The organism is Rhodobacter sp. P2_H5 (assembly GCF_056403335.1).
Genome location: NZ_JBFUFS010000002.1, coordinates 270,230 through 291,442 on the forward strand (window position 1 = coordinate 270,230; position 21,213 = coordinate 291,442).

The 21,213-nt window shown below is 66.4% G+C and carries 21 protein-coding genes and 1 pseudogene; 11 read left to right on the plus strand and 11 right to left on the minus strand.

What is annotated here, in order from left to right:
* The first annotated feature begins 270 nt into the window (after positions 1-270).
* From ccoG to ccoS, 4 genes and pseudogenes are all read left to right on the plus strand, one after another.
* Positions 271-1,698 (plus strand): cytochrome c oxidase accessory protein CcoG, encoded by a 1,428-nt coding sequence (ccoG, locus tag AC1DVR_RS03450; RefSeq protein WP_477999126.1) that lies wholly within the window; start codon positions 271-273, stop codon positions 1,696-1,698.
* Between the two features lies 1 nt (position 1,699).
* Complete coding sequence (locus tag AC1DVR_RS03455; RefSeq protein WP_477999127.1) at positions 1,700-2,218, plus strand: FixH family protein; 519 nt, start codon at positions 1,700-1,702, stop codon at positions 2,216-2,218.
* Between the two features lies 1 nt (position 2,219).
* Positions 2,220-4,412, plus strand: coding sequence for a heavy metal translocating P-type ATPase (locus AC1DVR_RS03460; protein ID WP_477999128.1), 2,193 nt, complete (start codon positions 2,220-2,222; stop codon positions 4,410-4,412).
* Positions 4,412-4,561, plus strand: a pseudogene (ccoS, locus tag AC1DVR_RS03465) (cbb3-type cytochrome oxidase assembly protein CcoS); the annotation flags it as partial. The gene AC1DVR_RS03460 and the pseudogene ccoS, both read left to right, overlap by 1 nt.
* Positions 4,562-4,566: 5 nt before the next feature.
* Here the strand turns inward: ccoS and AC1DVR_RS03470 are convergent.
* The 3 genes from AC1DVR_RS03470 to AC1DVR_RS03480 form a co-directional block, all read right to left on the minus strand.
* Entirely contained in the window at positions 4,567-5,247 is a 681-nt protein-coding gene (locus tag AC1DVR_RS03470) for a fumarylacetoacetate hydrolase family protein (protein WP_477999129.1), read from the minus strand.
* Entirely contained in the window at positions 5,247-6,791 is a 1,545-nt protein-coding gene (locus AC1DVR_RS03475; protein WP_477999130.1) for a D-alanyl-D-alanine carboxypeptidase family protein, read from the minus strand. Before AC1DVR_RS03475 ends, AC1DVR_RS03470 begins: the two co-directional genes overlap by 1 nt.
* Before the next feature lie 185 nt (positions 6,792-6,976).
* Entirely contained in the window at positions 6,977-7,678 is a 702-nt protein-coding gene (locus AC1DVR_RS03480; RefSeq protein ID WP_477999131.1) for an HAD family hydrolase, read from the minus strand.
* 126 nt (positions 7,679-7,804) lie between these two features.
* On the opposite strand from AC1DVR_RS03480, the gene clpS reads away from it, so the two are divergent.
* Complete coding sequence (clpS, locus tag AC1DVR_RS03485; RefSeq protein WP_477999290.1) at positions 7,805-8,125, plus strand: ATP-dependent Clp protease adapter ClpS; 321 nt, start codon at positions 7,805-7,807, stop codon at positions 8,123-8,125.
* Positions 8,126-8,138: 13 nt separating this feature from the next.
* On the plus strand, positions 8,139-9,131 hold the full coding sequence (locus AC1DVR_RS03490; protein ID WP_477999132.1) for a class I SAM-dependent methyltransferase: 993 nt from the start codon (positions 8,139-8,141) through the stop codon (positions 9,129-9,131).
* Positions 9,132-9,153: 22 nt separating this feature from the next.
* On the opposite strand, the gene AC1DVR_RS03495 is transcribed toward AC1DVR_RS03490, so the two are convergent.
* Positions 9,154-9,546, minus strand: coding sequence for a hypothetical protein (locus AC1DVR_RS03495; RefSeq protein ID WP_477999133.1), 393 nt, complete (start codon positions 9,544-9,546; stop codon positions 9,154-9,156).
* A 117-nt stretch (positions 9,547-9,663) separates the two neighbouring features.
* Between AC1DVR_RS03495 and hemF the strand changes: the two genes are divergently transcribed.
* Together hemF and cobS are read left to right on the plus strand one after the other, a co-directional pair.
* The gene (gene hemF, locus AC1DVR_RS03500; protein ID WP_477999134.1) at positions 9,664-10,527 is read left to right on the plus strand and encodes an oxygen-dependent coproporphyrinogen oxidase; all 864 of its coding nucleotides are present in this window, start codon (positions 9,664-9,666) and stop codon (positions 10,525-10,527) included.
* Complete coding sequence (cobS, locus tag AC1DVR_RS03505; RefSeq protein ID WP_477999135.1) at positions 10,518-11,294, plus strand: adenosylcobinamide-GDP ribazoletransferase; 777 nt, start codon at positions 10,518-10,520, stop codon at positions 11,292-11,294. Before hemF ends, cobS begins: the two co-directional genes overlap by 10 nt.
* A 136-nt stretch (positions 11,295-11,430) precedes the next feature.
* On the opposite strand, the gene AC1DVR_RS03510 is transcribed toward cobS, so the two are convergent.
* Complete coding sequence (locus AC1DVR_RS03510; RefSeq protein ID WP_477999136.1) at positions 11,431-12,636, minus strand: aminotransferase-like domain-containing protein; 1,206 nt, start codon at positions 12,634-12,636, stop codon at positions 11,431-11,433.
* Positions 12,637-12,711: 75 nt separating this feature from the next.
* The gene (gene hemE / locus AC1DVR_RS03515) at positions 12,712-13,755 is read right to left on the minus strand and encodes a uroporphyrinogen decarboxylase (RefSeq protein WP_477999137.1); all 1,044 of its coding nucleotides are present in this window, start codon (positions 13,753-13,755) and stop codon (positions 12,712-12,714) included.
* 98 nt (positions 13,756-13,853) lie between these two features.
* Here hemE and hemC point away from each other — a divergent pair, with 98 nt between their 5' ends.
* The gene (gene hemC, locus AC1DVR_RS03520; RefSeq protein WP_477999138.1) at positions 13,854-14,789 is read left to right on the plus strand and encodes a hydroxymethylbilane synthase; all 936 of its coding nucleotides are present in this window, start codon (positions 13,854-13,856) and stop codon (positions 14,787-14,789) included.
* A 4-nt stretch (positions 14,790-14,793) separates the two neighbouring features.
* Here hemC and AC1DVR_RS03525 read toward each other — a convergent pair whose 3' ends face one another.
* The gene (locus tag AC1DVR_RS03525; protein ID WP_477999139.1) at positions 14,794-16,002 is read right to left on the minus strand and encodes an MFS transporter; all 1,209 of its coding nucleotides are present in this window, start codon (positions 16,000-16,002) and stop codon (positions 14,794-14,796) included.
* Positions 16,003-16,152: 150 nt separating this feature from the next.
* Between AC1DVR_RS03525 and AC1DVR_RS03530 the strand changes: the two genes are divergently transcribed.
* Positions 16,153-17,751, plus strand: coding sequence for a GMC family oxidoreductase (locus AC1DVR_RS03530; protein ID WP_477999140.1), 1,599 nt, complete (start codon positions 16,153-16,155; stop codon positions 17,749-17,751).
* 38 nt (positions 17,752-17,789) lie between these two features.
* Here AC1DVR_RS03530 and AC1DVR_RS03535 read toward each other — a convergent pair whose 3' ends face one another.
* The 3 genes from AC1DVR_RS03535 to AC1DVR_RS03545 are packed head-to-tail and all read right to left on the minus strand — an operon-like array spanning position 17,790 to position 20,199.
* Positions 17,790-18,437, minus strand: a complete 648-nt coding sequence (locus AC1DVR_RS03535) for an HAD family hydrolase (protein WP_477999141.1) — start codon at positions 18,435-18,437, stop codon at positions 17,790-17,792.
* Positions 18,434-18,994 carry a 16S rRNA (guanine(966)-N(2))-methyltransferase RsmD gene (rsmD, locus tag AC1DVR_RS03540; RefSeq protein WP_477999142.1) on the minus strand — a complete coding sequence of 187 codons (561 nt, stop codon included), beginning with the start codon at positions 18,992-18,994 and terminating at the stop codon, positions 18,434-18,436. Before rsmD ends, AC1DVR_RS03535 begins: the two co-directional genes overlap by 4 nt.
* Complete coding sequence (locus AC1DVR_RS03545) at positions 18,991-20,199, minus strand: NAD(P)/FAD-dependent oxidoreductase (protein ID WP_477999143.1); 1,209 nt, start codon at positions 20,197-20,199, stop codon at positions 18,991-18,993. Before AC1DVR_RS03545 ends, rsmD begins: the two co-directional genes overlap by 4 nt.
* Before the next feature lie 77 nt (positions 20,200-20,276).
* Here AC1DVR_RS03545 and AC1DVR_RS03550 point away from each other — a divergent pair, with 77 nt between their 5' ends.
* Entirely contained in the window at positions 20,277-20,765 is a 489-nt protein-coding gene (locus tag AC1DVR_RS03550; RefSeq protein WP_477999144.1) for a redoxin family protein, read from the plus strand.
* Positions 20,766-20,838: 73 nt separating this feature from the next.
* Here AC1DVR_RS03550 and AC1DVR_RS03555 read toward each other — a convergent pair whose 3' ends face one another.
* Complete coding sequence (locus AC1DVR_RS03555; RefSeq protein WP_477999145.1) at positions 20,839-21,213, minus strand: 4a-hydroxytetrahydrobiopterin dehydratase; 375 nt, start codon at positions 21,211-21,213, stop codon at positions 20,839-20,841.

Sequence of the window (21,213 nt, forward strand, 5' to 3'; positions counted from 1 at the left end):
GGGCCTCGCCCGGGCGCCATGGGCACCGGCATCCCCCCTGTTCGCGCGGTTCCTGGGGTGCCGGTGCTTCCTACCTTCGATCCTGTGCCCGCGGCCTTCTTGCGGCCCAAGGCAAGGGATTGTCCTTTTCCCGACTTTAACTCTGCGGGGCTGGCCACTGCCATGCCCCGTTTTTTTCCTCATCCAGACCGATCTGGCGCCGGCTTGACCTAAGTCAAGGCACGCAAACCCGGGTGCGTCCACAAGGTGAGGGCGAACAGGAAGTCAGTCATGTCCCAAATCGAAGAACCGAAGCTTTACGCCGCCCGCGAGCCGATCTTTCCGCGCCGGGTTTCCGGCAAATTCCGCACGCTGAAATGGTGGTTGATGGCGGGGATGCTGGGGCTGTACTACATCACGCCCTGGCTGCGCTGGGACCGCGGGCCGCAGCTGCCCGATCAGGCCGTGCTTCTGGACCTGTCGACCCGGCGCTTCTTCTTCTTCATGGTCGAGATCTGGCCGAACGAGTTCTACTTCGTGGCGGGCCTTCTGATCATGGCGGGGCTCGGGCTGTTCCTGTTCACCTCGGCCGCGGGGCGGGTCTGGTGCGGCTATGCCTGCCCGCAGACCGTCTGGACCGACCTGTTCATCCTGGTCGAACGCTGGATCGAGGGCGACCGCAACGCCCGCATCCGCCTGCACCGCCAACCGTGGAACTGGGAGAAGCTGACCAAGAACATCTTCAAATGGTGGGTCTGGTTCTTCATTGGCCTCGCCACCGGCGGCGCCTGGATCTTCTATTTCGCCGATGCGCCGACGCTGTTCTGGAACCTGATCCATTTCACCGCCCCGCCGATCGCCTATATCACGATGGGCGTCCTGACCTTCACCACCTTCTTCTTCGGCGGTTTCGCCCGCGAGCAGATCTGCATCTATGCCTGCCCCTGGCCGCGCATCCAGGCCGCGATGATGGACGAGGACACCATCACCGTCGGCTACCGCTCCTGGCGGGGCGAGCCGCGCGGCAAGCAGACGGTGCCGGGCAACGGCGATTGCATCGACTGCATGGCCTGCGTGAACGTCTGCCCGATGGGCATCGACATCCGCGATGGCCAGCAGCTGGCCTGCATCACCTGCGGCCTCTGCATCGACGCCTGCGACACCACGATGGACAAAATCGGCAAGCCGCGCGGGCTGATCGGCTATCTGGCGCTGACCGACGAACCCCTGGAGCGGGCCGGCAAGCAGGATCTGTCGATCTGGAAACACATCCTGCGGCCGCGCACCCTGCTTTACACCGTGCTTTGGGCCGGCATCGGGGTTGGGCTGATCGTCGCCCTCTTCCTGCGCGCCAATATCGACGTCTCGGTCACCCCGGTGCGCAACCCGCCCTTGGTGGTGCTGTCGGACGGGTCGATCCGCAACACCTATGACCTGCGCCTGCGCAACAAGCATGGCGAGGATCGCTGGTTCACCTTCTCGGCCACGGCGGGCGGCGATGTCACGCTGAGCCTGGAAGGCACGCCCGACCTGCGCGTGCTGGTCAAGGCCAACGAGACCCGCGTGCAGCGGCTGTTTGTCACCGCAAAGGCGGATACTGTAGCGGCCAAGACTCACCACATGCCACTGCGCCTGTGGATCAGCGATGCCGAGGGCCCCGAGGCCCCCAAGGCCGAGCGCGTCCACAAGGACACCATCTTCAACGGCAAGGATGACTGAGATGATCCCCAGCGACAAAACGGCCCTCCAACCCGCAGTTCAACCCGCAGTTCATCCGGGCCGCCCCTTCACCGGCTGGCACATGCTGGCCCTGACGCTGAGCTTTTTCGGCGTCATCATCGCGGTGAATTTCACGCTGGCTTACAAGGCGATCTCGACCTTTCCGGGGCTGGAGGTGAGCGACAGCTACGTCGCCTCGCAGACCTTCGACGAGGAGAAGGCCGCGCAAGAGGCGCTGCACTGGAAGCTGACGCAAGGTTATGACCATACCAAGGATCAACTGCGGCTGGAGTTCATCGATGCCTCGGGCCAGCCGGTGATCCTGAAGGATCTGGATGTGCTGGTGGGTCGCCCGACCGAGGCGGCGCAAGACCAGCATCCGCAGATGGTGCGGGGCGACGACGGGGCCTATGTCTCGACCAACAGCCTGCCGATTGGCAAATGGATGTTGCAGATCGTGGCCCATGCGCAGGATGGCACGCTCTATCAGGCGCGGACCTTCTTTTACGTCAGGAGCTGAGATGGCCTACGAAGCCTCCGATGAAGGCCCCGGCCGGATCGCGGCCTGCCCGGCCTGCGTGGCGGCCCCGGCGGCCGAACGTCTGGCCGAGATGCGTCGGGTGGAGCCGGCGCGCCTGATGCTGTCCCTGCCCACGGCGCATTGCGCGGCCTGTATCTCCACCGTCGAGGGCGCGCTGCGGGCCTATCCGGGGGTGCATTCGGCGCGGATGAACCTGACCCTGAAGCGCGTCTCGGTCGAGGCGGAGCCTGCGATCACCGCCGCCGACCTGACCCATGCGTTGGAGGCCGTGGGCTACGAGGCGCATGAACTTGACCCCGGCATGCTGTCGATGACGGAAACCGACCGTCAGGGCCGCGAATTGCTGATGCGGCTGGGTGTCGCCTTCTTCTCGATGATGAACATCATGCTCTTGTCGGTCGCCGTCTGGTCGGGGGCCGAGGCCGCGACGCGCGACATGTTCCACTGGATATCAGCGCTGATCGCCATACCGACGGTGATCTTCGTCGGTCAGCCCTTCTTCAAATCGGCCTGGGCCGCCTTGCGGGTCGGGCGTCTGGGGATGGATGTTCCGATCTCGCTGGCCTTGATCCTCGCCTCTTCGATCTCGCTGTATGAGACGATGCATTCCGGCGAGAAGGCCTATTTTGACGCCGCCGTGATGCTGAGTTTCTTCCTGCTGCTGGGCCGCTATCTGGACCACCGCAGCCGGGCGCTGGCGCGCTCTGCCGCCGAGGAACTGGCAGCACTGGAAGTGCCGCGCGCGATTGTACTGGAGGATGGCGTGGAACACCTGCGCCCCTTGGCCGAGGTCGCCAAGGGCGATCTGGTGCTGGTGCGCCCGGGTGGCCGGATGCCGGTGGATGGCGTGGTGGTGACCGGCACGTCCGAGGTGGACCGCGGCCTGCTCACCGGAGAAAGCCTGCCGGTCTTTGCCGGGCCGGGGCTGGCGGTCTCTGCCGGTGAGGTCAACCTGACCGGGCCTTTGACCCTGCGGGTGACGGCGGCGGGGCGGGAGTCCTCCTTGCACCGGATGGCCGATCTGGTGGCGGTGGCCGAAAGTGCGCGCAACCGCTATACGACGCTGGCCGAACGCGCGGCCCGGCTTTACTCGCCCCTGGTGCATATCCTGTCGTTTTCCGCCTTCGGGTTCTGGATGTGGAAAACCGGCGGCGACATCCGCTTTGCGGTGAACATCTCGGCGGCGGTGCTGATCATCACCTGCCCCTGTGCCTTGGGGCTTGCGGTGCCTGCGGTGGTGACCGCCGCCTCGGGCCGCCTCTTCCGCAAGGGCGTGCTGATCAAGAACGGCACCGCCTTGGAGCGGCTGGCCGAGGTCGATGTGGTGGTCTTCGACAAGACCGGCACGCTGACCATGGGCGCGCCGGATCCGGCCAATCTGGAGGCGATTCCGGCCGAGGCGCAGGCTGTGGCCTTGGCGCTGGCCAAGGCGTCGTCGCATCCTCTGGCCACGGCGCTGGCCGGGCGGATTTCCGGGGAGGCGGCCCCGGTCACCGATCTGCGCGAGGTGCCGGGCTATGGCATCGAAGGCCAGCTGGATGGCATGCGCGTGCGGTTGGGCCGGGCGAGCTGGGTCGGGGCTGAGGCCGAGGCGCAAACCGCGACCTATCTGCAGATCGCGGGGCAGGGGCCTCTGGCGTTCACCTTCACCGACCATATCCGCCCGGGGGCGGAGGCTGCGATTGTGGGCCTCAGGGCGCAAGGCAAGGCGATCAAGCTGGTCTCGGGTGACAATGAAGCCGCCGTTTCGGCCTTTGCCGCGCGGATCGGGATCGCGGATTGGGTGGCCGGGGCCTTACCGGCCGAAAAGGCGGCGCTGGTGCGCCGGCTGGCCGATGAGGGGCACAAGGTGCTGATGGTGGGCGATGGCTTGAACGATACCGGGGCGCTGGCGGGGGCGCATGTCAGCATCTCGCCCGCGCAGGCGCTGGATGCGGCGCGGGTCGCCTCGGATATCGTGCTTTTGGGGCGGGATCTGTCGGCGATTGCCGATGCGACGCGGATTTCCAAGCAGGCGACCAAGCGGATGGTGGAGAATTTCGAAATCTCCGCCGCTTACAACGTGATCGCGGTGCCTCTGGCGCTGGCCGGGATGGCAACACCGCTTGCGGCGGCGCTGGCGATGTCGCTCTCTTCGATCTCGGTTTCGCTAAACGCGCTGAGGTTGAAGTAATGCAGATCCTGACGATCCTGATCCCGGTCTCGTTGTTCTTGGGCTTCATCGGGCTGGTGGCCTTCGTCTGGGCGATGCGCACCAAGCAGTTCGATGACCCGCAGGGCGATGCGAGCCGGATCCTCACCAAGGATTACGACGACAGGCCCGCGCCTTACGCGATGGTCACGGTGGCGGGGCTGAGGCCCTCGATGCTGACGGTGCAGGTCTCGCCGCGCTTCAAGGCGCCCACGCCAGCGGGGGTGCCGGTGAAGATCAGATCGCCGGGGGCGAGGGTGACGAGGCGCGACAGGTAAGCGATGACGCCGGGCACGTCCCAGATCATCGCGGAGAGCATCGTCTCTTGCCGCAGCTTGCCGTCCACCGTCAGGGTCAGCTTCGCATCGGGCAGGGTGCTGCCGGGATGGAGGAGGCCCACCACGGCGGACTTGTCAAAGCCCTTGGACATGTCCCAGGGCCGGCGCGCGGCCTTGGCGGCGGCCTGCATGTCGCGGCGGGTCAGGTCGTTGCCGGCGGCATAACCCCAGACATGGGCGAGGGCATCCGCCTCGGTAATATCTGCGCCGCCGCGGCCGAGGGCCACGACGAGTTCGCCTTCAAAGTGAAAGTCTTCGGTGGCGGGCGGGTAGGGGATCGTGGCACCGGATTCCACCACGGCATCGGCGGGTTTGGTGAAGAAGAAGGGTGGCTCCTTGGTCGGGTCGCCGCCCATTTCGATGCTGTGTTCGGCATAGTTGCGTCCGACGCAGAAGATCCGCCGCACCGGGAAACGCTCGGTCGAGCCCGCGACGGGCAGGCTGACGGGGGCGGGCGGGGGCAGGACGTAACCGGGCATCATTGGCCCATCGTGAAGCATTGCATCGCCCGCGCCTGCAGGCGGCGGCAGGCGAGGTCGGCGGTGTCGCGGTCGAGCCCCAGCACCACGGCGTCATAGCCGCTGGAGCGTGCGACGACCTTGCGCAAGCCGTTGCCTAGGGTGGCATTCTCGGTCAGCTGGATCTGGATCAGCGCCTTTTCGGCGACAAAGCTGTTGGGGAAACGACCGAGGTTGATCCCCCAGGTCTGCCCGCCCGAGGTGGAAACCCGGGTCACGACCTCGGGCTTGGCGGGGACCGAGGCGAGCTTGGCGCTTTGGTCGGTGTAGATCGGCGCTTTCTTCTTCGGCGCGCGGGCGGTTTCGGCGGCCAGTTTCAGGGGTTGTGCCGGAGCGCTGGCCTTGACGGTCACGCCGGCCGCGATATTGGCGGCCATGTCAGCGGCCTGGGCCTCCAGCGTGTTGGGCGGCGGCGCGGCTGCGGCCACAGCGACCGGCTGATCGGAGGAGGCCATCGCCACCGCATCCTCGATGCCGGAGATTTCGACCACGCCATAGGTTTCGGGGCGGGCGACCGGGCGCGGCGACTTGGCCATGGCCATATCGACGCGCAGGGTCTTGCCTGCGCCACCGGCGACTTCGGGCAATGCCTCGTCCTCGGCCTGGGCGACCAGGGCGGGCGGGGCGCTGGGAACGGCCTCGGGGTCCGCGGGCACCGGCTTGATGGTCTGGACGCCGGGGCGGGCCTTCTTGAAGCCAAGGTCCAGAAGTTCGGTCATTTTCTGGTTGCGCATCGGGGTCGAGGTGCCGCCGAAGACGGTGCCGATCAGGCGCACACCGTCGCGCTCGGCGCTGGCGGTCAGGTTGAAGCCAGCGGCCCCGGTGTAACCGGTCTTGATGCCGTCCGCGCCTTCGTAGCTGTCGAGGAACTTGCGGTTGGTGTTGGCGACGGTGGCCAGGCCCGCATCGGTCGTGCGGCGCGAGAAGATGCTGTAGAACTGCGGGAAGTCGTAGAAAAGGTGGCGCCCCAGGATCGACATGTCATGTGCGGTGGACAGGTGGCCCTTGGCGGGCAGGCCGTTGGCGTTCTTGAAGGTGGAGTTCTTCATGCCAAGCTGGCGGGCGGTGGCGGTCATCCGGGCGCCCCATTTCTCGGGCGAGCCGGCGAAGTAATCGCCGATGGCGGCCGCCGCGTCATTGGCCGATTTCACGGCGGCGGCGCGGATCAGATAGCGCAGGGCGATTTGCTGCCCGGCCTTCAGACCCAGCCGCGAGGGCGCCTGGTTGGCCGCGTTCTTCGAGACGGTGATCATGGTGTCCAGCGTGACATGGCCGGCCTTGATCTCCTGAAAGGTGATGTAAAGCGTCATCATCTTGGTCAGCGAGGCCGGGGGCAGCGGGGTATCGGCGTTGGAGGAATAGAGCGTCTCGCCGGTCCGCGCATCCATCAGATAGGCGGCGTAGGGCACCGCTGCTGCGGGAAAGCCCAGAAGAAGGTTCGCACAAAGGCCAAGCGCCAGAGTCCAAACCAGATTGCGGACGTGGTCCACCAATGTCTGTGCCAATTTGCTGCCTCGTCACTGCCCGCGCCCCCGTTTTTCCGGGGTGTCGCTGTTATGTTTCAACAAAGGTAACACGCGTGTGCATTCCCGAAAACCCCTTTGTTTCCATGGGTTTCTGAGTGTTTCTTCCGTGTATCACTTTGGTTGATGCGGCAGATGTGGTGGGCGTTTCGCGCGCGGCCCACCACCTATGGTAGGATGTTCACCTCTTCGACCAGCGCGGGCAGGGCGCCAAGATCGGAAATACAGCGGAAACGCGCCGCATCTTTGGGCGATTCTGCATGCTCCAGCGCCCAGGTCAGCGCATGGGGAACGTGAACGCCCCAGGCCCCTGCCTCCAAAGCGGGCACCACGTCGGATTTGAGCGAATTGCCCACCATCATCGCCTGTTCCGGCGCAGCCCCCTGCCGGGCAAAGGCCGCCCGGTAGATCTGCGGCGTCTTGTGCGAGACGATCTCGACCGCGGCGAACAGATCGCCCAGACCCGATTGCGCCACCTTGCGTTCCTGGTCCAGCAAATCGCCCTTGGTGATCAGCACGAGGCGGTGGGTTTCGGCCAGTTGGCGCAACGTCGCCTCGGCATGCGGCAGGAGGTCGACCGGATGGCGCAGCATCTCGCGTCCGGCTTCCATGATCTCGGCGATGACGGCGGCCTGAACCCGGCCTTCGGAGACCTCGATGGCGGTTTCGATCATCGACAGCATGAAGCCTTTGACGCCAAAGCCATAGTGGCCAAGGTTGCGCCGCTCGGCCGCCTCCAGCCGGGCCGAGAGGTGGGCGGGTTCGGCCAGACCGGACAGCAGGGTGGCAAAGCGGGCCTGGGTCAGGTGGAAGAAGGTTTCATTATGCCAAAGCGTGTCGTCGGCATCGAACCCGATCGTGGTGATCATCGCATCTCCTTTACCCTCATGCGGCGAGGGTCTTTCATGACGGCCAAAATGATCTATATTGAAGATCGAGGGGCCGCGCAGCCCGTTCTGCACCGGAGTTTGGTTTTGACCACTGATCCTGACAAGATGTCTGACGAGCCGAAAGGCCCGGGTCAGGATACGTCCATCCTGACCAAGACCAAACCCAAGACCGAGCGGCCGCCGCTCTACAAGGTCATGCTGCTGAACGACGATTACACGCCGATGGAATTCGTGGTCCATGTGCTGGAGCGGTTCTTTGGCCTGAACCACGCCCAGTCCTTCGAGATCATGCTGACCGTCCACAAGAAAGGCCTTGCCGTCGTCGGGGTTTTCTCCTTTGAGGTGGCCGAAACGAAGGTGGCGCAGGTGATGGATTTCGCCCGCCGGCATCAGCACCCGCTGCAATGCACGATGGAAAAGGAATAGCCGCAAGGCGATCATGAGAGCGGCTCGACTGGACATGGCGCTGGATTCCGGCGCGTGGATTTTGCCGCCTGCGGGCGATGTGGCGGTCATGCGGCCGCGCGCTGGTGATGAGCTGGACGCCTTGCCCAAATCGCGGGTGGTGGTGCGGACCGGCTTCAAGCCCGATCAGGATCATTTTGTCGCCCAAGGCTTCCGGGTCGAAGGCAAGGCCTACTCCGCCGTGCTGATCTGCCTGCCGCGGGCCCGGGCCGAAGCCTTGGCCATGGTGGCCGAGGCGGTCGCCCTGACCGGCAATGGTGGGTCGATCGCGATTGACGGGCAGAAGACCGATGGCTTTGACAGTATCCTGAAGGACCTGCGCGGCGCGGGCTTCGAGATGGGCGAGGTCGTCTCCAAGGCGCATGGCAAACTGGCCGCCTTCCGCGCCGGGCCGGTGCCTGCGGGTTGGGCTGCCGCCGATCATCTGGTGGACGGTTTCATCACCCGCCCCGGCGTCTTTTCGGCCGATGGCCCGGACCGCGGCTCGCAGCTGCTGGTGGCGGCCTTGCCGGCCGATCTGCCGGCCCGGGTTGCCGATCTGGGCGCCGGCTGGGGGTATCTGAGCCGTGCCATTCTGGAGCGGCCCGGCGTCAAGCGTCTGGATGTGGTCGAGGCCGAGAAAGTGGCGCTCGACTGCGCGCGGCGCAATGTGACCAATCCCCATGCGGTGTTCCACTGGGCCGATGCCACCAGTTTCAAGCCGGAACGCCCGTGGAATGCCGTGGTGATGAACCCGCCCTTCCACACCGCCCGGGTGCCCGACCCGGCGCTGGGGCTGGCTTTCCTGCGCGCCGCCCATCGCGGGCTGGCGCCGGATGGCGTGCTCTGGATGGTGGCGAACCGGCATCTGCCTTACGAGCCGGTCCTGAAGACTCTATTCCGCCAGGTCGAAGAGGTCAGCGCCAGCGGAACCCCGGACGGCACCTTCCGCGTCACCCGCGCCGCCTATCCGATCCGGGGCAAGTAGCACCCGGATCGGCTGCGCTGGCTCACTCGGGGTACTGCGCCCGGCAGGCCATGATCGCCGGTTGCAGCTGACGCGCCATCTCGGCCCGGCGCCGCTCCATCGAGATCAGCTTGGCCTGTTCGGCGCCCAGGTCGATGGCCACCGGCTTGCTGACCCGGGTCGGCACGTCTTCGACGCAGCGGCGCGGCATCGGATTCGGGTTCACCGGCGTGGGCCAGTCCGAGCAATCCTGCACTTCGGGGAAATAGGCGATGGTTTCGGCATAGCCGTAGCCGCGCGCGATATTGCCCCGGGTCTCGGCAATCAGCCGGTCCAGCACGATCATGTCATGCGAAACGCCGCGGATGCATTGCTCCTGCGGGGTGCCGCAAGCGGCCAGGGCCAGCAGAATCGGGGCCGTCAAATACCATTTCATCATCACCTCCATAATCCGTTTCATAATAGGCCGCCGGGCTTTGCTATGGAATAGCAGCCCGCGTTGAGCGCCGCGCGACTTCCTGTTACCAAGGCCGCCAAGTGCAAGGAGACCGCGATGACCGACCTTTCCCTCGACCGCAAGGCGCGTGCCGCCGCCTGGTTCCGCGATCTGCGCGACCAGATCGTCGCCGCTTTCGAGGCGGTGGAGGAGGAGATGGGCGGCCCGGGCCCGGCAGGACGCTTCGAGGTAACCCCCACCACCCGCCCCGATGGCGGCGGCGGGCTGATGAGCGTGATGCGGGGCGGCCGGGTGTTCGAGAAGGTCGGCGTGAACGTCTCCGAAGTGCATGGCACTTTGGGTGAGCGGGCGCGCGCCGCGATGGCCGCGCGCGGCGTGCCTGGGCTGGCCGAGGATCCGCGCTTCTGGGCCTCGGGGATCTCATTGGTGGCCCATATGCAGAACCCGCATGCCCCAGCGGTGCATATGAACACGCGGATGTTCTGGACGCCGCAGGCCGCCTGGTTCGGCGGCGGGTCGGATCTGAACCCCTGCATCGAATATGTCGAAGACACGGTGCATTTCCACGACACGCTGCGCGCCGCCTGCGATGCGCATGACCCCGACTATTACGCCCGCTTCAAGGCCTGGGCCGACGAGTATTTCTTCATCCCGCACCGCGGCCGCGCCCGCGGCGTCGGCGGCATCTTCTACGACGATCTGGCCTCGGGCGATTGGGAGGCGGATTTCGCCTTCACCCAAAGTGTCGGTCGCGCCTTCCTGCCCGCCTTCCTGCCCCTGACCCGCGCCCGGATGGGGCAGCCCTTCACCGAGGCCGACCGCGAGGTGCAGCTGATCCACCGCGGGCTTTATGCCGAATACAACCTCGTCTACGACCGCGGCACCAAGTTCGGGCTGGAAACCGGCCACGACGCCAATGCAGTGCTGATGAGCCTGCCTCCGGTGGCCAAATGGACGTAGTGGGCTTTTTCAACACCGAGATCCCGGCCTTCCTTCTGGCCCTGCAGTTCCTGACAAGGCTGGGGGTGAAGGCGACCTATTCGCCCGAGGCGATGCGCCATTCGCCGCGCTGGTATCCCGGCGTGGGCGTGGTGGTGGGCGGCATCTCGGCCCTGGTCTATGGCGCGGGCTACTGGCTGTTCTCGCCGCTGCTCGGCGTGTTGCTCGCGGTGGCGGCTGGCATGGTGGTGACTGGCGCGCTGCATGAGGACGGCTTTGCCGATGCCTGCGACGGTCTCGGCGGCACCCGCCCGAAGGAGCGCGTGCTGGAGATCATGCGCGACAGCCGGATCGGCACCTATGGCGTCCTCGGCCTGATGCTGATGGTCGCCTGCAAGGTCGCAAGCCTGCAGGCGCTGCCCGGCGATGCCGTGGCTTTCGTCCTGATCGCAGGCCATGCCGCGAGCCGGGCCTCGATGCTCTGGGTCATGGCCTCGTCCGACTATGTGCGCGACCAGGGCGCGGGGAGTGCGGTGGCCGGCGGCATCGACCGCCACGCCCTCTCGGTGGCGCTGGTCACCTCCGGCCTCGCCATCCTGCCTCTGGTCTTCGTGGTGCCGCTGGCCTCGATCATCACCGGCCTCGCCGGCCTCGCCTTCGGCCATCTCGTGATGCGCCACTGGTACGAACCGCGCCTCGGCGGCTATACCGGCGATTGCCTCGGCGCCGTCCAGCAATGCAGCGAGCTCGGCTTCTACCTCGGCCTCCTCCTCGCGCTGACCGCCTGACCCCTTCATCCAGACCCAAATATCCACCTTGAAGCGCGCGGGAGGTCCGGGAGGGGCGGCACGCCCCTCCGGCAGGGGGGCTCGGGGGGGCTGGCCCCCCCGACACTTCCCGCGGCAGCAAGCCCAAGTCGCGCCGTCAGCTGCGCAAAAGCCGCCCCAACCGCCGCATCCCCTCGTCAATCGCCGCCGCATCGGCGCAGGAAAAGCTCAGCCGCAAGGTGTTGCCGTTCGATCCATCGGCATGGAAGGCGCGGCCCGGGACGAAGGCGATCTTCTCGGTCTTGAGCGAGCGCGCCAGCAGCTCCGCCGCGTCCATCCCTGCCGGCAGGGTCAGCCAGACGAACATGCCGCCCTCGGGCCTTGTCCAGCTCACCCCCTCGGGCATCTCGCGCGCCAAGGCCGCCAGCATCGCATCGCGCCGCGCCATGTAGGTTTCGCGCAGGGCCGCCACATGCGCATCAAAGGTGGCGCGGGCGACGTGGTTGGTCACGATCTGGTTGATCGTCGGCGAATGGAGATCCGCCGCCTGTTTCATCAGGACGAGTTGGCTGATCACCTCGGAAGCGCCGCAGACCCAGCCGACCCGCAGCCCGGGAGCGAGCGATTTCGAGAAGGAGCCGCAATAGAGCGTCCGGCACGCCTCGATATTCCCCTTGCGGGCGATCTCCAGCGCCAGGATCGGCGGGATCGCCGCGCCGTCATAGCGCAGGGTCTGGTAGGCGGCGTCCTCGACCACGGCGATGTCCAGGGTATCGGCGAGGTCGATCACCGCCTCGCGCGCCGTGCGGTCCAGCGTCTCGCCGGTCGGGTTGGCGAAATCGACCGAGAGATAGGCGAATTTCACGCGGCCGCCGGCCTCTGCCGCCTTGGCGGCAAAGCTTTCCGGCGCGCGGTTGCCTTTGGGGTCAAGCCGGTCATAGGTCGGCTCGTAAGCGTTGAAGGCGCCCAAGGCGCCGAGGTAGGTGGGCCAGCCCACCAGAACCGTATCATTGGGCGAAATCATCAGCTTTCCGAGGTAGTCCAGCGCCTGCTGCGAGCCCGAGGTGATCAGGATATTGGCGGGCGTACAGGGCACCCCGATCTTGGCCATCTCAGCCACGATCCACTGCCGCAAGGGCAGATAGCCCTCCGAGACTGAGTATTGCAGCGCTGCATTGGCCTGACCGTCCGACAGGGCCTCGGCATAGGCCGTGCGGAATGCCTCTTTCGGGAAGAGCGCGGGGTCAGGGATGCCACCGGCAAAAGAGATGATGTCGGGCTGATCGAGAAGCTTCAGAAGCTCGCGGATCTCCGAGGCTTTCATGCGGCTGTTGCGGGTGGCGAGGACCTGATTCCACTGCACGGGACTGCTCCAATGTTGATGGGCGGCACCTTGCGACCGGCGGCAAACCAAGTCAACATCTGTGACCTAACGGAGTTAGAGGCTCCGCAAGGTCTCCATCAGCAGGGTGACATTCTCGGGGTCGGCATCGGGGGTGATGCCGTGGCCGAGGTTGAAGATATGGGGGCCTTTCGAGAAGGCCTTGGCGATGCGGCGCGCTTCGGAGACCAAAGCCTCGCCGCCCGTGACCATCAGTTTCGGGTCAAGGTTGCCTTGCACGCAGCCATCGACCTGCACCTCGGCCGCGGCCCAATCGGCGCTGACCGAGTTGTCCAAGGCCACGCAATCCGCCCCGGTCTCCACCGCGAAGCCCTTGTAGCGCGGCCCGGCCTCGCGCGGGAAGGCGATGACGGGCAGGCCCGGAAAGCGCGATTTCAGCGCCGCGATGATGCGGGCGGTGGGGGCGAGGGCGAAGTCGTCGAAATCCTGGCCCTTGAGGCTGCCGGCCCAGCTGTCAAACAGCTTGACCACCTCGGCCCCGGCCATGACCTGGGCCGAAAGGTATTCGACCGTTGCGTCGGAGATGAGGTCGATCAGCGCGGTAAAGGTCTCGCGGTCCACCGCTTTCAGCTGATGCGCCGGGCCTTGGTCGGGCGTGCCGCGCCCGGCGATCATATAGGTGGCCACGGTCCAGGGCGCGCCGGCAAAGCCGATCAGCGTGGTCTCGGACGGCAATTCGCGTTTCAGGATGCGGACGGTCTCGTAGACCGGGGCGAGGTGGTCATGGATCGCATCGGCGGGTTTGAGGGCGCGCAGGCCCTCCGGCGTGGTGATGGTGGAGAGACGCGGGCCTTCGCCCGTCTCGAACCAGAGGTCGGCGCCAAGCGCCTGCGGCAGCAGAAGGATATCGGCAAACAGGATCGCGGCATCAAAGCCGAAGCGGCGGATCGGCTGCAGGGTGACCTCGGCCGCAAGGTCGGGCGTGTAGCACAATTTCAGGAAATCGCCCGCCTGGGCGCGGGTGGCGCGATACTCCGGCAGGTAGCGCCCGGCCTGCCGCATCAGCCAGACCGGCGGGCGGGGCAGGGTCTCACCGCGCAGGGCGCGCAGGATGGTCTTGTGGGCGGTTTTGTCGGGCATCTGATCTCTCCGGCTTTGGCGCCTGCCTCACGCGCCTGCGGCCACTTGTCAAGCGGCGGCCTGTTGCATGGGCAACCTGTCGCGGGTAAGTCTGGCCCATGATCCAGGCCCTTCCCACCCCCGCTGAACCGCTGAAAATCGGCACCCGAGGCTCTCCGCTGGCGCTGGCCCAGGCGCATGAGACGCGTGACCGGCTGGCTGCGGCCTTTGGTCTGCCCCTGGAAGCCTTTGAAATCACTGTGATCAAGGTCACCGGCGACCTGGTGCAGGACAAGGCGCTGAAGGATATCGGCGGCAAGGGCCTGTTCACCCGCGAGATCGAGGAGGCACTTTCAGCCGGCGCCATCGACATCGCGGTGCATTCGATGAAGGATATGCCGGTCGAACAACCGGCGGGCCTGTTGCTCGATTGCTACCTGCCGCGCGAAGATGTGCGCGATGCTTTCGTCTCGATGACGGCCAAGGGCCTCGGCGACCTCGCCCCCGGTGCGGTGGTCGGCTCCTCCAGCCTGCGGCGGCGCTCGCAGGTGGCCTTGCGGCGGCCCGACCTGAAGCTGGTGGAGTTTCGCGGCAACGTCCAGACAAGGATGCGCAAGCTGCAGGAGGGCGTGGCCGAGGCGACCTTCCTCGCCATGGCGGGGCTGAACCGGCTCGGGCTGGCCCATGTCGCCCAAGCGGCGATCGAACCGGAGGAGATGCTGCCCGCCGTGGCGCAGGGCGCCATCGGGGTGGAGCGGCGCGCGGCGGATGCCCGCGTGGCCGAGATGCTGGCCGCGATCCATGACCGCGACACCGGGTTGCGGCTGGCGGCCGAGCGGGCGTTTCTGCGGCGGCTGGACGGGTCGTGCCAGACGCCGATCGCGGGGCTGGCGGTGCTGGATGGCGGGCTGTGGCTGCGCGGCGAGATCCTGCGCCCCGATGGCACCGCGGTGATCGCGGGCGAGCGTCGGGGGGCTGCGGAAGATGGCGCCGCCTTGGGCGCGGACCTTGCGCAAGAGCTGCTGGCCAAGGCCGGGCCGGGCTTCTTCGGCTGACCCCTCAGCTGCGCGGGGGAAACCACCCCCTGCGGTCGGCGAGGTAAAGCCCCCAGCCGCCCAGCAGGCTGACCAGCACGCCGATTACGGCCACGGTTTCATAATGGCCAAGCAGGATGCCGATGGCAAAGATCGCGGCCGTCAACCCGTCCGACACCAGCTTTTGCACCGCGAGCATCGCCGCCGCCGTGCCGGGCCTTTCATGCAGCAGGTCCTGGTAATAGGCGATCGGCAGGGTGATCACCAAAGCCCCGCCAACCCCGGCCAACAGCGGCAGAACCCAGAGCAGCGCGCTGTCCGCCAGAAAGGGCATCGCCAGCATGTGGCAGGCGTAAAGCCCCGCCCCGATCACCATCAGCCCCGCCGCAGACAGCCCCTTGGCAAAGCGCGGCAAGAGCAGCATGGCCGGCACCTCCCACCCCGCGACCATGCCGACATACAGCGCCACATCCGCCGGCCCGCGCGTGACCGAGGCGTTAAAGACCAGCGACACCAGCACCATGTACAGGCTGGTGACCGAGGCCAGCGCCCCGAGCAGGAGCACTCGGATCGCCACATTGGGCTTGGCAATCTCGGCCAACGCCTCGCTCAGGCGGATGCCGGAACGGCGGTCCTCCCAGGCGGTCTGGCCATCCTTCGGCCAATAGCGCCAGACCAGCAGCACCAGGCACAGGCTCACCACCCCGCCACTGACATAGACCGCCATCACCGGCAGCCCGGCGCCAAAGGCGAAGGTCCAGAAGATCAGCATCGACAGGAAGGCAAAGGACATCGCAGCCCGGGTCGCCGCCAGCACGCCATTGCGCTGCCCCGGCGTGCCGGCGCTGACCAGACGCGCGAGCGCCAGAAGCTGGCCATAGAGGCTGGAGGACACCGGGATCAGCACGCCCTGACACAGGATCATCGCCCAGGGCCCCGGCCAGACCAGCATCACCCCGACGCCGGCGAGGCCGCTGAGGGCCGTCCCCAGCGCGATCAGCCGGCGGTGCCCGAAGCGGTCGCCCAGGATCCCCACCAGCACCGAAGAGGTCACCGCCACCGCCGAGGCCAGCACCAGAAGCAGGGAAAAGGCCGATTTGCTCATCCCGATCCGCTCGACCGCGATCAGCGACTGGTAGGGATAGACCGAGGCGTAAAATGCCCCCAGAAGGGCAATCGCCCCCGCAATCAACCGCAATGTCGGGTGACGCAGCACGATGGTGATCGGGTTCATGGGGCTTTCCACGGCCAAAGGCGGGCCTGCCTTACGGCTACCGGGGACGTTGTGCGATGTCCAGCGCCCGGGCGCGACATCGGGCGTCGTAAAACTGACATAACGGCTGCGGGCGCTCGGCTAGCGTGCAGGGGCAAAAGCGGGGCGAACATGGACGTCGATTATATCATCGTGGGCGCGGGCTCGGCCGGTTCGGTTCTGGCCAACCGCCTGACCGCCTCGGGCCAGCACCGGGTTGTCGTGCTGGAGGCTGGCGGCACCGACCAGCACTTTTACGTCCAGATGCCGCTTGGCTACGGCAAGCTCTTCTACGACCCCGCGGTGAACTGGATGTATCAGGCGGCCCCCGACCCGGGGCTGGCGGGCAATGCCGACCACTGGCCGCGCGGCAAGCTCTTGGGCGGGTCGTCGTCGATCAACGCGATGGTCTATATCCGCGGCCACAAGGCCGACTATGACGAATGGGGCGCCGAAGTGCCGGGCTGGGCCTGGGACGACGTGCTGCCCGCCTACCGCGCGATGGAGGATAACGAAGCCGGATCAGATGCTTACCGGGGCAAGGGCGGACCCCTGTTCATCTCGAAGAACCAGAGCGGGCTGCACTGGCTGGTCAAGGACTACATCGCCGCCTGTGGCGAGGCGGGTCTGCCGCATAACCCCGACTTCAACGGGGCGGAGCAGGAGGGCGCCGGCATCTACCAGATGACGATCAAGGGCGGGCGGCGCAACTCGGCCGCGCGGGCCTTTCTGCGCCCGGCGATGGGGCGCAAGAATCTTGAGGTTGTGACGGGTGCCATGGTGACCCGCGTGCTGATGGAAGGGCGTCGCGCCGTTGGCGTCGAATATCGCCGGGGCGGCGCGCTGGTGCAGCTTCGGGCCCGCGAGGTGATCTTGTCGGGCGGGGCCATCAACTCGCCGCAGCTGTTGCAGCTGTCGGGGATCGGGCCGGGAGCCTTGCTGCAGGGGCTCGGCCTGCCGGTTCTGGTGGATAATCCCCATGTCGGCGCCAACCTCAACGACCATCAGGGCATCAACTACACCTGGCGGATGAAGGTCCCGACCTATAACGACATCCTGCGGCCCTGGTGGGGCAAAGCCCTGGTCGGCTTGCAATATCTGCTGACGCGCAGCGGGCCGCTGTCGAAGTCGATCAACCATGGCGGCGGCTTCTTCCGCACCTCGGCCGCGGAACCACGCCCCAACATGCAGCTTTACATGCAGGCGTTTTCCACCCTGATCCCGCGCAACGGCGAGCGTCCTCTGCTGACGCCGGACCCTTTCCCGGGGCTCTCGATCGGCCTGTCGAACTGCCGCCCGACCAGCCGGGGCCATATCCGTGCGGTCAGCCCCGATCCGTTCCACCACCCCGAGATCGTCGCCAACGCCTTTTCCACCCAGCATGACGTGGACGAGATGCTGCTGGCGGTGAAATACCTGCGCACCATCGCGGCGCAACCCTCCTTCGCGCGCTGGATCGCGGAGGAGCTGCGCCCCGGCCCCGAGGTGCAAAGCGACGAAGCGATGATCGCGGATTTCCGGGCACGGTCGGGCACGGTCTATCACCCCTCCTGCACCTGCCGGATGGGGGCAGAGGGGGAATCGGTGCTGGACGCCAGGCTGCGGGTGCGCGGGGTCGAGGGGCTTCGCGTCTGTGACGCCTCAGCCTTCCCGAACCTGATCGCGGGCAATACCAATGCGCCCGCGATGATGCTGGGCTGGCGCGGGGCCGAGATGATCCTGCAGGATTAGACCGGCGTTAACCGTTTCCTCCGAATCCTCTGGCAGGTTCAGATCAGGTGCAACAGCTTGGGAAGGTCGGACATTCGGGAAAAAAGCAGGGCCCCCTCGGCCAGAAGGGCGTCTCCGCCATGCGGGGCATAGCCCATGCAGCGCATCCCGGCGGCAAGGGCGGCGCGGGCCCCGGTCGGGCTGTCCTCGACAACGATGCAGAACTCCGGGGCGATGCCCAGGGCATCTGCGGCTTTCAGATACAGGTCGGGAAAGGGCTTCGGACGCGGGGTTTCCTGACCCGAGAAAATGCGGCCCTGGAAGCGGGCGATCAGGCCGGGGTGCTGACCCAGCGTGATTTCCATCTTGCGCGGGCTGCCGTTGGAGCCGATGGCATAGGGCAGGCCGGCGGCATCCAGCGCATCGAGCACCGCCAGGACGCCGGGCACCAAAGGCGCGCCCTGTTCCAGCCTGGCGTAAAGCCGGTCATAGAAATCCGCGACCCAGTCGGCGGGCAGATTGGCGCCGAGGCTGCGCGCCCGGTCGGCCACGCCTTGCAGGGTCAGGCCCAGAAGCTCCACCTCTTGCTCTTCGCGGCTCAGGTGGGGGGCGTAAAGCGCAAGGTCCGAGGCCACCATGTCAAAGGCAATCGCCTCGGAATCGACCAGCACGCCGTCGCAATCGAAAATCACCGCCTGAGGTTTCATGGTTCCAGTTCCAGCAAGGTCACCCAGGTGTCGCCATAGCGCCTTTGATCCAGAAGCGCAAAGCCCGGCGGCGGGGGCAGGGCCGCGCCCTCCTCCCACAGGATCGTGGCTTCGGGAGCGATCCAGCCCTGCGCCCGGGCCGAAGCCAGCGCCGCCTCGCCCAAGGCCTTGCCATAGGGCGGGTCGAGGAAGATCAGGCTGAAGGGGGCACTGGCGGCTGGCAGTTTGGTCGCATCGCGGGACAGGACCTGCACCTGACCCTCGACCCGCATCTTGGCGATGTTCTGCGCGATCAGCTTTTGCGCGGCCCTGCCGTCATCAACCAGGGTGACGGCTGAAGCGCCGCGCGACAAAGCCTCCAACCCCAGGGCGCCGGTGCCGGCGAAAAGGTCGAGCACGGTGGCGCCCGTCACCAGATCGCCATGCGCCCCGTTGATCAGCAGGTTGAAGATCGCCTCGCGCACCCGGTCCGAGGTCGGGCGCAGATGCGCCTTGGGATCGCCCGCCCCCACCTCGGCCAGATGCAGCCCGCGCCACCTGCCGCCGATGATCCTCATGCCTTCAAAAGCGCCTTCAGCTCGGTCGCAGGGTTGGCGATGGCTTCGGGGTCGGGGGTGCGGCCGGATTCGATCAGCCTTTTGCCGACCATATAGGCCCGGCTGTCGTTCATCGCATCGACGGCCAGAAGCTTGTCGCCCTTGTAATACCAATAGCTGACCGCATCGCCCGCCGGGCCCCGCGTGATGATCCGGTCATAGCCGATGTTCAGCCCGGCGATCTGCAGTTTGCAATCATACTGGTCCGACCAGAACCACGGCGCGGGGACGTAATCCATCCCGGCGCCCATGATGTTCTCGGCCACCAGTTCGGCCTGATCAATCGCATTGCCTACCGATTCCAGCCGCATCTGCGCGCCGTTCAGCGGGAAAGAGGCGCAGTCGCCCGCCGCCCAGACATGCGGGGCCGAGGTGCGGCCCTGCGCGTCGGTGCGGATGCCGTTTTCCAAAGCGATGCCCGCAGCCTCGGCCTCGGCGGTGTTGGGGGTGATGCCGACGCCGACGATGACGAAATCGGCCGGCAATTCGCGGCCATCCTTCAGGCGCACACCGGTGGCGCGGGTCTCGCCCATGATGCGGTCCAGCCCGGTTTCCTCAAGGATAACGGTGCCTTGCGCGGCATGAAGCGCGCCGAAATAGGCCGAGGTTTCGGGCGCGGCCACCCGTTGCAGGATGCGCGGCGCCATCTCGATCACGGTGACCTCCAGCCCCAGCTTGCGGCCAACCGCCGCCGCTTCCAGCCCGATATAGCCGCCGCCGATGATGATGAGCCTGGCGCCGGCCACAAACTCCGGCCGCATCGCGTCGACATCGGCCAGGTTGCGGACCGTGTAGACGCCGCCCAAAGCGCCACCGATGGCGGCGGGCAGGCGGCGCGGGGTTGATCCGGTGGTCAGGATCAGGTCGGTATAGGCGATGACCTCGGTCCCCACGGTCACGGTCTGGGCCGCGGTGTCGATGGCGGACACCGGGGTGCCGAGCTTCAGGGTGATCTTCGCCTCGGTGTAGAACTCGGGCGCGCGGAGCCAGAGGCGTTCCTCCTCCATCTCGCCCAGAAGATAGGCTTTCGATAGGGGCGGGCGCTGGTAGGGCGGGGCATTTTCCGCGCCGATCATTGTGATGGCGCCTTCAAAGCCCAAAGCCCGCAGTTTGGCCGCTGCTGCAGCCCCTGCCTGACCTGCGCCGACGATTACGACATGTGCCATCATTCCCCCACTGGCCGATTATCCGCCGCGAGCCTATATCCGTGGTCACAGGAAACGCAACGCGCGAGGGTTCACGAATGACGATTTCAGTAGGCGACAAGATTCCGGCCAGCAGCTTGATGATCGCGGGCGAGGGCGGGGTCAGCGAAATTCCGATGGAAGCCCGTCTGGCGGGCAAATCCGTGGTGATTTTCGGTCTTCCGGGGGCTTACACCAGCACCTGCTCGACCGCGCATGTCCCGTCCTTCATGCGTACCTTTGCCGCGCTGAAGGCCAAGGGCGTCGATGAAGTGATGTGCGTCTCGGTCAATGACGTTTTCGTCATGAAGGCCTGGGGCGAGGCGACCGGGGCCAGCAAGGCCGGGATTCTGATGGTCTCCGACCCGGATGCCTCTTTCACCAAGGCGCTGGGTCTGGATTTTGCCGCCGGCTTCGTGCGCGGCGCCCCGCGCTCCAAGCGCTATGCGATGCATGTGGTGGACGGCGTGGTCAAGGTTCTGAACCTGGAAGAAAACGCCGGCGTCTGCGACATCTCGGGCGGCGAGGCGATGCTCGCGGCGATCTGACTGGTCGGGGGAGGGGCACACTCTCCCCCTTTTCATTGGTCCAGAAAATATCCCCGCCGGAGGCCCCGGCCTGTCACGCAGCGCCCGGCTTCCTCGCATGGACCTGGCACAGGCATTCGATGGCCTCAGAATGGTCGCGCTGGATCGTGGTGTCGGGCGCCAGCTTGTCCATCCTGGCGGCCAGATCAAGGTCGAGGGACGACAGGCCATGGCAGTCGTGCGTGGTCAGTGTCACATCCACCACATTGTAAACATTGGACCATTCCGGGTGATGGTTCAGCTTTTCGGCGATCAGCGCCGCGCGGGACATGAAGCCCCAGGCCTCGCTGAAGCTTTTAAACTTCCAGATCTTGCGGATCGCGTCGCGGTCGGGCACCGCGCCCCAGCCGCTTTGCCCCAGGGCGGGCAGGGCGGCGGTGCGTTCGGCTTCGGTCAGAAGGGTGGCCAT

What these genes read in the sequence shown, in the direction of transcription:
- clpS (WP_477999290.1), top strand. Translation starts at nt 7,805, where the DNA reads ATGTCTGACGAGCCGAAAGGCCCGGGTCAGGATACGTCCATCCTGACC.
- AC1DVR_RS03460 (WP_477999128.1), top strand. Translation starts at nt 2,220, where the DNA reads ATGGCCTACGAAGCCTCCGATGAAGGCCCCGGCCGGATCGCGGCCTGC.
- hemC (WP_477999138.1), top strand. Translation starts at nt 13,854, where the DNA reads ATGATCCAGGCCCTTCCCACCCCCGCTGAACCGCTGAAAATCGGCACC.
- AC1DVR_RS03535 (WP_477999141.1), bottom strand. Translation starts at nt 18,437, where the DNA reads ATGAAACCTCAGGCGGTGATTTTCGATTGCGACGGCGTGCTGGTCGAT.
- hemF (WP_477999134.1), top strand. Translation starts at nt 9,664, where the DNA reads ATGACCGACCTTTCCCTCGACCGCAAGGCGCGTGCCGCCGCCTGGTTC.
- AC1DVR_RS03555 (WP_477999145.1), bottom strand. Translation starts at nt 21,213, where the DNA reads ATGGCCACCCTTCTGACCGAAGCCGAACGCACCGCCGCCCTGCCCGCC.
- AC1DVR_RS03470 (WP_477999129.1), bottom strand. Translation starts at nt 5,247, where the DNA reads ATGCCCGGTTACGTCCTGCCCCCGCCCGCCCCCGTCAGCCTGCCCGTC.
- AC1DVR_RS03480 (WP_477999131.1), bottom strand. Translation starts at nt 7,678, where the DNA reads ATGATCACCACGATCGGGTTCGATGCCGACGACACGCTTTGGCATAAT.
- AC1DVR_RS03495 (WP_477999133.1), bottom strand. Translation starts at nt 9,546, where the DNA reads ATGAAATGGTATTTGACGGCCCCGATTCTGCTGGCCCTGGCCGCTTGC.
- AC1DVR_RS03550 (WP_477999144.1), top strand. Translation starts at nt 20,277, where the DNA reads ATGACGATTTCAGTAGGCGACAAGATTCCGGCCAGCAGCTTGATGATC.
- AC1DVR_RS03490 (WP_477999132.1), top strand. Translation starts at nt 8,139, where the DNA reads ATGAGAGCGGCTCGACTGGACATGGCGCTGGATTCCGGCGCGTGGATT.
- AC1DVR_RS03455 (WP_477999127.1), top strand. Translation starts at nt 1,700, where the DNA reads ATGATCCCCAGCGACAAAACGGCCCTCCAACCCGCAGTTCAACCCGCA.
- cobS (WP_477999135.1), top strand. Translation starts at nt 10,518, where the DNA reads ATGGACGTAGTGGGCTTTTTCAACACCGAGATCCCGGCCTTCCTTCTG.
- AC1DVR_RS03525 (WP_477999139.1), bottom strand. Translation starts at nt 16,002, where the DNA reads ATGAACCCGATCACCATCGTGCTGCGTCACCCGACATTGCGGTTGATT.
- rsmD (WP_477999142.1), bottom strand. Translation starts at nt 18,994, where the DNA reads ATGAGGATCATCGGCGGCAGGTGGCGCGGGCTGCATCTGGCCGAGGTG.
- AC1DVR_RS03530 (WP_477999140.1), top strand. Translation starts at nt 16,153, where the DNA reads ATGGACGTCGATTATATCATCGTGGGCGCGGGCTCGGCCGGTTCGGTT.
- AC1DVR_RS03545 (WP_477999143.1), bottom strand. Translation starts at nt 20,199, where the DNA reads ATGGCACATGTCGTAATCGTCGGCGCAGGTCAGGCAGGGGCTGCAGCA.
- ccoG (WP_477999126.1), top strand. Translation starts at nt 271, where the DNA reads ATGTCCCAAATCGAAGAACCGAAGCTTTACGCCGCCCGCGAGCCGATC.
- hemE (WP_477999137.1), bottom strand. Translation starts at nt 13,755, where the DNA reads ATGCCCGACAAAACCGCCCACAAGACCATCCTGCGCGCCCTGCGCGGT.